The sequence below is a fragment of the Psychrobacter immobilis genome (genome assembly GCF_904846225.1).
Taxonomy (GTDB): Bacteria; Pseudomonadota; Gammaproteobacteria; order Pseudomonadales; family Moraxellaceae; genus Psychrobacter; species Psychrobacter immobilis_F.
This window is the reverse complement of sequence record NZ_CAJGZJ010000037.1, coordinates 1-11160: the sequence shown is the minus strand read 5'-3', so window position 1 is coordinate 11160 and position 11160 is coordinate 1. Positions and strand designations below refer to the sequence as shown.

Here is an 11160-nt window from a genome sequence, read left to right as displayed (position 1 = left end):
CTGAATAGGTCATGGATTCTTCTGCTACTTCGCTTATTTTAAAAGCATTGTATCTTATTTATAAAAGACTGACTATAGCGTATTTTTTCGGTGAAAATATATTTAGATTAAGATTTACAGGTATGACAACTTGTTTTAGCACTGATAAACATAAGGCTAATCCTATTAAAACAGATGATATATCTTTGGTCACAAGAGAATCTATTAGCCAATAAAAACCAATAATTAGAATAAAAATAAACGTTTTTCGATAACTGCCCTTTCGATAGCTCAATACCGTTTTACGCATTCAAATTCCTATTAATTAATATAATTGGACTCTCTTGTAAAGATATCCATTCACTGCATTTTATGAATAAATGTTCAGCATCTAAAATTAGAGAACATATGTTTAAAAAATTAAATATTAATACTAATGCGAATTATTGTCAATAATTATATAGCCGCTCAAATACAAAAAATCACCCTGACCGTTTAAGCGAGAGTGATTTTTAATTTTAATATGATTCATTCTAAAGCTAGAAAACTTATGTAAGCCAGCCTTCTAATACAATCTTGCCATGGGCTTGCTGGTTTTCTAGCATTTGGTGCGCGCTGCGTAAATGCTCAGCCGTGATAGCACCAAGATGATAGGCAACCGTGGTTTTAATCTCGCCCGCGTCAATCATTTTTGCGACATTCGTCAATAAATGGTGCTGTTTAATCATATCTGGCGTATGGAACATAGAGCGTGCAAACATAAACTCCCAATGCAAGCTTAGACTTTTGGTTTTAAGAAGATTGGCATCTAATGATTTTGGATCATCAATGAGTCCAAGTTTACCTTGTGGCTTCAAGCATTTAATGATTTCTTCATAATGCTCTTCAGTATTATTGAGACTGATCACATAATCTACTTCCGTGATACCTGTCTTTTGCAGCTCATCAAATAGAGGATTGTGGTGGTTAATCACATGATCTGCGCCCAAATCCTTTAACCACTGTACGCTCTCATCTCTCGAAGCGGTGCCGATAATCGTGGCAGACGTTCGTGTTTTTAGTAACTGCGTTAAGATGGAACCAACACCGCCTGCCGCACCAATCACCAGTATCGATACATCAGTCGCATCAGCGCTATTCTGACTCGCTATGTCTTCAGCGCCCACAACGTTTTTAGAAACTGGCACTTGTAAACGATCAAATAACATCTCCCATGCGGTGATCGTCGTCAACGGCAGCGCCGCCGCTTCAGCAAAAGACAACGATGCTGGCATATACCCAACGATACGCTCATCAACCAGTTGATACTCAGCGTTGCTACCCGAGCGGGTTAAATCGCCCGCGTAATATACCTTGTCCCCTACTGAGAACAGACTGACCTTTTCGCCGACAGCCGTCACAGTACCAGCAGCATCCCAACCAATCACCGCATACTCACCCTTTGGTGCAGGACGCGATTGACGGATTTTATAATCCACTGGGTTGACTGATATTGCTTTGACTTCCACCAGAATATCGTGACCTGAGGCAGTCGGTTTATCAAGGGTAATATCTTCTAGCGACTGTTCATTATCGATCGCTAGATTGTCTTGATAACCAATGGCTTTTATCGTTTGAGTTTGCATTGTTTTTATTCCTAATAATAAATAGATTGAGTAGTGTTATCACGTGGACAACAATCTACTCAATAGCGATTAATATGAGGCCAATATATTTTTAATACAACGATTGCAATACCTGCTGTGTTTGGCGCTCAAGCTCTGCAATGGCTTCTTTGTCTAACGCGTCGGCATGCGGTTGCCCAAACGCGCCTTTTGCATCACCATGTGCCCCATCTTTGATATCATTATCAAAGTATTTACCTGTGTCGCCAGCGAACTCATCCGAGATAGCAAGCTCCGTTAGGATATTTGCTCCTTTGTCCGCTGATGACCAATACTCACCATAAGCTTCGTTGACCATTTTTGTGTTCAAGAGCGAGCCTGGGTTGACAGCGATTACGTTTATATCATGGCTCGCGACTGTGTCAGCTAAATTCATACTCCACATCGTTAGTGCCAGCTTACTTTGAGCATAGGCGGCCTTGTCATCGAGATTCTGTTGCCCTAAAAGTGCCTGATAGGATATGGGCGCTTGAGCCGCTGAGCTCAGATTTATGATGCGTGGACTCACCATACGAGCTTCACCAGATTTTTTGAGTAAAGGTAATAAAGCGTTGGTCAATTCGTAAGGCGCTAGGTAATTCACCACAAAGCGTACATCCAAACCATCTTTGGTCATTGCTGATGCCGTGGTATAAATTCCTGCATTGTTTATGAGTACGTCAAGTTTTGGCAGCTTTTCAGTCACTTCTGCTGCCATCTTGAGTACATCCGTTAGATCGGAGAAATCAGCCACAAATCCATCAATACTATTGACCGCTTCGCCTGTCGCTACCACTTGGACTTCTGCAATGACGCTGGCAAGCTTGTCAGCATCTCTGCCATGCAAGTATACTTGATGCCCAGCTTCTGCGAGTTTTAAAGCTGCCAATTTGCCAATACCATCCGTGCTACCAGTAATTAAAATAGTCTTAATTTTACTCATAGTCATAAACCGCCCTTATTGTTTGAATTATTATTTCAGTTTTGGATACGTGTTCTATTTTATCTGTCGTAATAACGCGCATTGTAATGAAAGTGTTGTGATTCAAACAGTAGCCACAACCAAAAATACTGTCAATGTTCTTTTGAAAGCAGCGGATTTTTAAGCGATTATTTGTTTTGTAGTCGGTGAAAAGTTAAATCGATACATTAATAGTCAGATACTACTGGAATAAATTTTTCTCACTTGCTGTGCCATTGCAGACAGAGGCTTCGAAAAATTCATTCCAGCAATACTGTCGCACTTTTATTTTTTTAACTATATTTAAGCAGAATAAAGATATGATTAATAATAAAAAACCCTAGCAAGTAAGTGCTTACTAGAGTTCAAATAATTGATAATGGCTTAAATTACATGGCAAAATTGATCACTGATTGATGACTAACGTTAAAACAGCTTGACCGTATTCGATATTCTGTCCATGTTCAACTAAGACAGTATCGACGATGCCTTCTTTATCACTGACAACAGGCAACAGGCGCGTCAACTCTTCAATGAAGCAGATCGTCTGACCTTTTTCGATATAGTCGCCTTTCTTAACCAGTTTATCAGTTGTATCGTCTTCACTTAAGTAAACGTGTCCTACATAAGTCGCGCATACCTCTAATAGTTCAGAAGTATTATCAAGCTTGTGAGTCGGCACAGCTTCTATAGGATTGGCGCTATTCTGTGAGTCTACATTATTAACCACCGTGATAGACTGTCCGTTGTCTGCAATCGTTACTTGATGCAATTGACTGCTCTCGACCATTTTGACCACACGTGCTATTTGCTCTATATCCATCATAAACCCCTTAACTGAATGATTAACTCATACCAAGATATTTGGCGATAGTCATCACGCTTAAAATACTCATAACGATAGCGATTAACCAACCAAATACCGCAATCCAAATAGGATGCTTGTAATTACCGACGATATTTTTTCTATAGGCAGCAATGAGGATAATGACCATAGCGATAGGTAACACCAAACCATTTAACGTACCGACGAGTACCAGTATCTGGGCGGGCTTACCAATAGTGGCAAACACCAATGTTGAGATAACGATAAAACCGATAATAAAATAACGTTTATAGGTTTCAATAAACGGATGAAAATTGGTCATGAAAGAGACAGAAGTATAAGCAGCACCAATGACAGACGTCACAGAGGCGGCCCAAATTACCATACCAAAAACAACCTTGCCTGCGTTGCCCAAGATATATTCAAAGGGCGACATTGCTGGGTTTGCAGGGTCTAAGGAAAAGCCTTGAGAAACGACTCCTAACACGGCAAGGAATAAAAATACGCGAATAATAGAGGCAATTAAAATACCAGAGACGGAGCTTCGAGTAACTGCGTCTAGATTTTCTTCTCCGCTCACGCCAGCCTCTAACAAGCGATGCGCCCCTGAGAAGGTGATATAACCCCCAACTGTACCGCCCACCAAAGTGACGATAGCGACTGCATCAATCTTGTCCGGCATAATGGTTTTAGTAACGGCCTCTGCCAATGGCGGATCGGATTTGAATACCACGTAAATGATCAATACAATGAGAATAAAGCCCATGAGCTGAGCGAATTTATCCATCAAAGGCCCCGTTTCTCGGCCTAAGAATATCGCAACAGCGATAACCCCACTAATCAATGCACCCGTAATAGGCGATATATTGAACATGGACTGCATGCCAAGCCCTGCACCGCCGATATTACCAATATTAAAAGCAAGACCGCCTGCGATAATTAAAAAAGCCAGCAAATAACCGACGCCCGGAAATACTAAATTCGCAATTTCTTGTGCACGTTTTTTAGAGACAGCGACGATGCGCCAAACATTAAGCTGTACGCCAATATCCATGATGATAGATATTAAAATAACGAAGCCAAAGCTTGCCATTAAACTTTCGGTAAAAGTGGCCGTTTGCGTTAAAAAACCCGGTCCTACCGCTGATGTGGCCATCAAAAAGGCCGCGCCCAAAATGGCGGTATTGTGCTTTTTTAAGGTACTCATAAACATCCTTGTGTTAGATGAAATAGATCGATCAAATTATTATTGGGCGGATATCTTAATACCTTTGAGCTCTAGCTGTTTTTTGATCTCCTGAGCAAATAAAATGGCATGTTTACCATCACCATGTAAGCAAATGCTTTGCGCCTCTACTGGCACTGTTTGGCCACAAACGCTCGTAACGGTGCCCTCAGTTACCATTTGCAATACATGCTTAACGGCTTCATCAGTATCCGTTATTAGCGCATTCTCTTTGCTACGAGAAACCAATGAGCCGTCTTTTTCATAGTTTCTGTCAGCAAATACTTCTGATATCGACACTAAACCGTGTTTTTTTGCAGACTTTACAAGGTGTCCACCTGACAAACCCATTACTTTTAAGTTGGGATCAAACCTTTTGATTTCGCTCACCAAAATATCTGACAACGCTTCATCAATGGCGGCTTGGTTATACAAGGCCCCATGTGGTTTCACATAATCTAAAGGTACGCCAACCAAATCACAGAGCGCTTTGGTTGCGCCCAGCTGATACGTTAACAAGGCGCGATAATCGGTTTCAGTTAACGGCTGATGGATACGGCCAAAGTTCTCTCTATCATTTAAACCCGGATGTGCACCCACGCTCACGTTGTTTGCTTTGGCCAATTGCAAAGTGGCTAACATCTCGGTATAAGAACCCGCATGAAGACCGCAGCAAACATTGGCAGAACTGACTATCGTCATTAACTTATCATCTTGCCCGCAGCCTTCAGCGACATCGGCGTTCAAATCAATTTTCATGAGCATATTCCTTAATTTGATTAATGTAATGTTGTCTTTTTTGTTGCTCACGCAAAGCCTGTTCTAAATCTACTACAGCAAACTGACACGCTTTGCCGAACCGAATTTGTGCCATCTGTCCGATATCTGCGTTAATGACAGTCGCAATTTTGGGATAGCCACCCGTCGTTTGCCCGTCTGCCATCAAAACAATGGGTTGTCCTTGCGGTGGTACTTGAATCATCCCGATATCCACGCCGTGTGAGCTCATTTGTATAGGCGTAATAAACTCAAGCGCTGATGTCCCAGCCAAGCGGTAGCCCATACGATTACTGTTACTTTGTAGTTTCCACTGCTGGGTTTCAAACGCTTTTTGGGAGTCGGAGGTAAAACACTCATATTCGCTACTTTTTATCACTCTAATAACCTGAGTTGGCGCAATGCGAGTCACTCCAATCACAGGCAAGCTTGAGGCCGTCTTTACGCTTAGAGTATCATTGGCTTCAAGAAATCTACCTTTAAAGCCACCAAAGCCCGCTTTAGTATTGGTGCTAGTCGATTGCAGCACTGGTTCAATATCAAAACCACCATGCACACACAAATAGGTATACATGCCTTGTAGCGGGCGTACCAGTTTGAGCGTTTGATTGGCTTTTGCATTGACACGCCAATAACAAGGAATACGCCTGTCATCTAAATAAGCCTCGTATAAGGCACCCGTTAAACAAAAGCTGACGTCTTCTTCAAATTGAACGGTCAAATTGCCCAAAGCAATTTCAATCGCTGGTTCGTTGAGCTTATTTTTTATCAACGCGTTGCCGGCTTGTAGCGCCCAGCTATCCATCGCGCCGTTTTTACCCACACCCATGCTACGATAGCCCAGACGTCCCGAATCTTGGATGCTAGCAAGGGCGCTTGCGGCTAAAATTTTCATTGATATCACCTATTAATTTATATTTTTTATTCGTGCATCACTTATTTTAAGGCGCCTATTTTGCCTTACTCTTATTGATGAATATCAATCGCTGTAAATGTCAAAGTATCACCTGCATTAAGTAACGTCGGGGAATCTTTGGTTAAATCAAACAGTGCTGTGTCGGTTTGGCCCAGCAATTGCCAACCACCGGGGGATTCAAAAGGATAAACCCCTGTTTGCTCGCCACCGATACCAACTGAGCCTGCGGGAACTTGGGTTCTGGGTATCGCATGTCTTGGAAAATATAGCGATTCAGATAAGCCGCCAAGATAAGGAAATCCCGGCTGAAAACCAATGAAATACACGGTATAAGTTGCCTCAGTATGCAAATCGACAACAGCTTCCACCGAGAGATTTAAGTCATTTGCCATAGCAGCAAGATCAGGGCCATACTTGCCACCATAATGTACAGGAATTTCGACATGCTTACCGTTGATGGTTTTTGATGGGATGTCATTGAGTAGTTCTAATAGCCTGTCTTTAAAAGCTTTGAGCTCAATCAACGTCAATGAACATGTGAATACACTGAGTGTATTCATCCCTATCACGACCTCTATGACTTCTGGCATTTTTTGTATAATATCAGCCAAAGCCCAACATTTTCGCTGTTTGTCTAAAGTGATAGGCTTAGGAAAGAACAACGCTAGATTGGTTTCACTGCATATTTGCCAATGTAGTTCCATCAGGACACGCTCCATTATTTTTATGTCAAGTTTGGCTTTAGTTTCAGCTTTGGCGATCGTTTTTATGGTTCATATTTGCTCGATACATTGTCTTGTATCCATTCAGCCAAATAATGAATACTCATTTGACCCTCACAAAAAACTTTGTCTTCAAACAGCCGTTGATGCAGATCAATATTGGTATCAATGCCTGTGATTTGCGCTTCTGCTAATGCCGCACGCATTTTTGCTATCGCCTGAACTCTTGAATGGTCATGGACGCATATTTTGGCGATCAAACTGTCATAAGATGGCGGCACGACATAGTTAGACTCGACATGGCTGTCCACTCTAATCCCAAATCCTGCTGGCATATGACAATAATCTATACGTCCCGCGTTTGGCAAAAACGTCTCCGCATTTTCCGCATTGATACGACACTCAAAAGCATGTCCAGTAATCGTGATATCACTTTGCTTATGCGTGAGTGCCAATCCTGCCGCTATCTTTATTTGCTCTTGAACAATATCAACGCCCGTTATCATCTCGGTAATGGTGTGCTCTACCTGAACTCGAGTGTTCATCTCGATAAAAAAGAACTCGCCATTTTCGTATAAAAACTCAAACGTGCCCGCCCCTCTATATTGCATTTTTTGGCACGCTGTCACGCAAGCTTTCCCTATCTGCTCGCGCTGCGCTTCAGTAATACCAGGTGCTGGCGCTTCTTCAATGACTTTTTGGTGGCGGCGCTGCATGGAGCAGTCACGCTCACCCAAGTAGATAGCATTACCATGACTATCAGACAGCACTTGTACTTCAATATGCCGAGGCGCTTGTAAGTACTTTTCGAGATAAACGATGGCACTACCAAAATTGGCCTTGGCTTCTGTCTGCGTCATAGAAATGGCAACTAGTAGATCGGCTTCTTTTTCGACCACTCGCATGCCGCGACCGCCACCACCGCTTGCCGCCTTGATAATCACCGGATAGCCGACGTCTTTGGCAATCTTGATAACTTGATCCGCATCGGCAGGTAAAGCGCCTTCAGAACCTGGAACACATGGCACGCCAGCAATTGTCATTTGCTCTTTTGCAGCGACTTTATCGCCCATTTTGCTAATATTGTCTGCCGTTGGCCCAATAAATATCAGACCTGAGTCTTCGATCAAAGCTGCAAAATCTGCGTTTTCGGACAAAAAACCGTAACCTGGATGGATGGCTTGAGCGTTGGTGATTTTTGCCGCGGAAACAAGCGCTCTTTGATTAAGGTAGCTGTGTGTTGCATTGGCAGGACCGATACATATTTTTTCATCAGCCAAGCGGACAGGTAGTGAGTCTTTATCTGCTTCAGAATGAGCAATGACAGTCTGAATACCCAACTGTTTACAAGCTCGGATAATACGTAGGGCAATCTCGCCACGATTAGCAATCAAGATTTTTGAGAACATGTCTGTTTTCCTAAAAATATAGTGTCAAATACAGTATCTATGTGGTGTTACTGGTATAGGGTTGATTGACTTTAACTGTTTGGCGCTAACCGTTTGGCGATATAGTAAATAAGGGCTGCGCATATTCTACAACGTCACCTTCTTCAACTAAGATCTCTTTAAGAATGCAGCTAGTGTCTGCCTTGACCTCGTACATCATCTTCATTGCCTCAATGATACATAACGTCTGTCCTGCTTCTATCTGATCGCCAACGGCAAAAAAGGTATCGGCAGTAGGCTCTGGTCGCAGATAAAAAGTCCCTAGCATAGGGGCTGATACTTGGTTTTTTGCAATCTCATTCGTTGTTGGTTCATCAGCATCATTGACACTTGTGCTTATATCGTCGGCATTGCTTTTATTGATTTTTTGGTCAGCGGTACTTGCTGCTGGTCGCTGTTCTACATTGGAGCCTTGTGCATTAGGATTGCGTTTGCTGTTTTCATTGCCATCAGATTGGCAAACAATAGAGATACGCGCATCGCCATCGGTCAATTCTAAAGACTTGATGTCAGATTTTTCCGCCAGTTTTATCAGTTTTTCTAAATCTGCAAAGTTAATATTCATATTATTGGCTATTCCATTAGAGTAAAAGTGAGCAATTATTATTGTGAGATGACTGTTCTTATTTAAAACCATTCATATTTTATTTGAAACCATTCATAGTTAAGACGTGGTGCACAGAGCGTCCTTATAAGCGTATCGATGTATTAAAGGAATAATCCTGATCTGTTTGGTATGACTTACAGAACCGCCAAGTCTTCATCCTTAGGGTCACAGATAAACATATAACCTGGCGCATGTGTGATCATAAGCTCTGGTTTGCTGGTCATTGCGATACTTTGCGGCGTGACGCCACAAGCCCAAAATACCGGAACCTCGCCTTCTTTTATGATCGAGGCATCTCCAAAATCAGGCGTATGAATATCTGTTATGCCGATGAGACTGGGATCTCCCACATGAATGGGAGCACCATGTACTTGAGGGAATCTAGAAGTCGCCTGCACTGCTCTCGTGATTAACTGATAAGGTATCGGGCGCATACTGACCACCATTTTTCCATAAAACTGCCCCGCAGGTTCGGTTTCTATGTTGGTGATATACATCGGCACATTATGATTGTCTTCAATGTGTCTGATAGGAATGGAGGCGTTCAACATGGCAGACTCAAAGGAAAAGCTACACCCTAAAAGAAAGCAAACCAGATCGTCTCTCCAATAGTCTGTTAGGTCTGACACCTCATCTACTAACTCGCCAAACTTATAGATCCGATACTTTGGGACGTCGAACTTTAAGTCGGCACCTTTTGCCATTAGCTTTGGCTCTGAGGTACCAATATCGGTGACATCTAAAACAGGACAAGACTTTGGATTTCTTTGTGCAAACAACAAAAAATCATAGGCCAAATTTTTGGGCACTATGACTAAGTTGGCTTGTATGTGACCTGTGCACATACCAGAAGTTGGCTTGTTAATTTCATTTTTACTGATTAATGCTCTGACCTCTGCTGGCGTCATGTTTGCTAAATCTAACATTTTTATACCCTTTTACGCTTTATTATTTTTCGCAGATAAGGCCTCTCGACAAATGCCAAATTAAGACACCTTGTCATAGAACTGTTTCATATATCAGCAAATACATTACTATTAGAAGTTAACAGAATGTTTTTAGGATTACAATATCTCATCAATTCCTATTATCTTTCTCATCAGAAACCATATTTAATTAAGGCATGTTTGATAATTCGTCAATAAGCACTGCTGTTTGCTAAAATGGTTCTTGATAAAGCGCAAGTTGACGATAATGCAGATATCTTAGCTATAGTTGAACATAGTATGGGACAATTTTAGCATTGGCTCTGAGGAAGGATTAAACAAAGCGCTGCTTTGACTGTTCACACAACAAGAGCTATGATCGAGCAGGAACCGCCAACTATATGAGTCAAACTATGAGCCAAGCTATGCGTATCTAATAGCCGTTTGAAACGATTAGAATAACAGCACTATTGAACACTTTAGACGCCAGCCAATTCCCATAAGAACGAATACACCATTGCTCCATTCTTTATGATTTATTGATATTAACAAAAGGAAAATACAGTGTCGCAGGCTCAGTCAACTATGGAACCAGTACCTCATCTGAATAAAGTACAAAACACCACGTTAAAAAGCCTCATGATTATGGGCTATCTAGAAGGAACTTCTTTTTTATTATTGCTGTGTATCGCAATGCCACTAAAATATATGATGGGCATTCCAGAAGCGGTGAAATACGTCGGCATGGCGCACGGTATGTTATTCATTGCTTATATCGTGTTACTTATGATTACTGCCTTTAGAATAAAAATGCCCATTTGGGCGGTACCTGCAGGCGTGCTGGGATCGTTTTTGCCGTTTGGTCCGTTTATATTTGACCATGTATTAAAAAAGAATTTAAAGAAGACGAATACTTAGGGAAAGTGAGTACGACTGTAGATAATACAACTACAACGATAAAAAATTTTATCGTAAAAATAACCAACATATTCAAAGGTTTGTACAGAAAAAAGCAGAAAGAACAAGACTGCTTTTTTCAAAAATATATCGTTATACTATAGTCAATCCAGAATAAAAGAGATACAACCCATATCATGAAACAGTTTAGGTAGATTATTCTCCATCCACCC

At 41.6% G+C, this 11160-nt stretch carries 11 protein-coding genes; 1 reads left to right on the top strand and 10 read right to left on the bottom strand.

The window, feature by feature from the left end:
* Positions 1–527 precede the first annotated feature (527 nt).
* The 10 genes from JMX48_RS13660 to JMX48_RS13615 all read right to left on the bottom strand — a co-directional run bounded on the left by JMX48_RS13660 (position 528) and on the right by JMX48_RS13615 (position 10030).
* Entirely contained in the window at positions 528–1589 is a 1062-nt protein-coding gene (locus tag JMX48_RS13660; RefSeq protein ID WP_201538711.1) for a zinc-binding alcohol dehydrogenase family protein, read from the bottom strand.
* Between the two features lie 106 nt (positions 1590–1695).
* Positions 1696–2565, bottom strand: a complete 870-nt coding sequence (locus JMX48_RS13655) for an SDR family NAD(P)-dependent oxidoreductase (RefSeq protein ID WP_201538709.1) — start codon at positions 2563–2565, stop codon at positions 1696–1698.
* Between the two features lie 424 nt (positions 2566–2989).
* Positions 2990–3406: an acetyl-CoA carboxylase biotin carboxyl carrier protein gene (locus JMX48_RS13650; protein WP_201538707.1), complete on the bottom strand. Its 417-nt coding sequence runs from the start codon at positions 3404–3406 to the stop codon at positions 2990–2992.
* A 22-nt stretch (positions 3407–3428) separates the two neighbouring features.
* Positions 3429–4616, bottom strand: a complete 1188-nt coding sequence (locus JMX48_RS13645) for an NRAMP family divalent metal transporter (RefSeq protein ID WP_201538705.1) — start codon at positions 4614–4616, stop codon at positions 3429–3431.
* A 39-nt stretch (positions 4617–4655) separates the two neighbouring features.
* Positions 4656–5393: a 5-oxoprolinase subunit PxpA gene (pxpA, locus tag JMX48_RS13640; protein WP_201538703.1), complete on the bottom strand. Its 738-nt coding sequence runs from the start codon at positions 5391–5393 to the stop codon at positions 4656–4658.
* Positions 5383–6306 (bottom strand): biotin-dependent carboxyltransferase family protein, encoded by a 924-nt coding sequence (locus JMX48_RS13635; RefSeq protein WP_201538701.1) that lies wholly within the window; start codon positions 6304–6306, stop codon positions 5383–5385. Before JMX48_RS13635 ends, pxpA begins: the two co-directional genes overlap by 11 nt.
* Positions 6307–6377: 71 nt before the next feature.
* Complete coding sequence (gene pxpB / locus JMX48_RS13630) at positions 6378–7031, bottom strand: 5-oxoprolinase subunit PxpB (RefSeq protein WP_201538699.1); 654 nt, start codon at positions 7029–7031, stop codon at positions 6378–6380.
* A gap of 62 nt (positions 7032–7093) precedes the next feature.
* Positions 7094–8458 carry an acetyl-CoA carboxylase biotin carboxylase subunit gene (accC, locus tag JMX48_RS13625; RefSeq protein ID WP_201538697.1) on the bottom strand — a complete coding sequence of 455 codons (1365 nt, stop codon included), beginning with the start codon at positions 8456–8458 and terminating at the stop codon, positions 7094–7096.
* 85 nt (positions 8459–8543) lie between these two features.
* Positions 8544–9062, bottom strand: coding sequence for an acetyl-CoA carboxylase biotin carboxyl carrier protein (gene accB / locus JMX48_RS13620; protein ID WP_201538695.1), 519 nt, complete (start codon positions 9060–9062; stop codon positions 8544–8546).
* Between the two features lie 176 nt (positions 9063–9238).
* The gene (locus JMX48_RS13615) at positions 9239–10030 is read right to left on the bottom strand and encodes a putative hydro-lyase (RefSeq protein ID WP_201538693.1); all 792 of its coding nucleotides are present in this window, start codon (positions 10028–10030) and stop codon (positions 9239–9241) included.
* Between the two features lie 585 nt (positions 10031–10615).
* On the opposite strand from JMX48_RS13615, the gene JMX48_RS13610 reads away from it, so the two are divergent.
* Positions 10616–10948, top strand: coding sequence for a DUF3817 domain-containing protein (locus JMX48_RS13610; RefSeq protein ID WP_201538691.1), 333 nt, complete (start codon positions 10616–10618; stop codon positions 10946–10948).
* Positions 10949–11160: the final 212 nt, after the last annotated feature.

Excerpts from the sequence above, each read along its gene's own strand:
- JMX48_RS13655 (WP_201538709.1), bottom strand. The coding sequence starts at position 2,565 with ATGAGTAAAATTAAGACTATTTTAATTACTGGTAGCACGGATGGTATT.
- pxpA (WP_201538703.1), bottom strand. The coding sequence starts at position 5,393 with ATGAAAATTGATTTGAACGCCGATGTCGCTGAAGGCTGCGGGCAAGAT.
- JMX48_RS13635 (WP_201538701.1), bottom strand. The coding sequence starts at position 6,306 with ATGAAAATTTTAGCCGCAAGCGCCCTTGCTAGCATCCAAGATTCGGGA.
- accB (WP_201538695.1), bottom strand. The coding sequence starts at position 9,062 with ATGAATATTAACTTTGCAGATTTAGAAAAACTGATAAAACTGGCGGAA.
- accC (WP_201538697.1), bottom strand. The coding sequence starts at position 8,458 with ATGTTCTCAAAAATCTTGATTGCTAATCGTGGCGAGATTGCCCTACGT.
- JMX48_RS13610 (WP_201538691.1), top strand. The coding sequence starts at position 10,616 with ATGGAACCAGTACCTCATCTGAATAAAGTACAAAACACCACGTTAAAA.
- pxpB (WP_201538699.1), bottom strand. The coding sequence starts at position 7,031 with ATGGAACTACATTGGCAAATATGCAGTGAAACCAATCTAGCGTTGTTC.
- JMX48_RS13645 (WP_201538705.1), bottom strand. The coding sequence starts at position 4,616 with ATGAGTACCTTAAAAAAGCACAATACCGCCATTTTGGGCGCGGCCTTT.
- JMX48_RS13615 (WP_201538693.1), bottom strand. The coding sequence starts at position 10,030 with ATGTTAGATTTAGCAAACATGACGCCAGCAGAGGTCAGAGCATTAATC.
- JMX48_RS13650 (WP_201538707.1), bottom strand. The coding sequence starts at position 3,406 with ATGGATATAGAGCAAATAGCACGTGTGGTCAAAATGGTCGAGAGCAGT.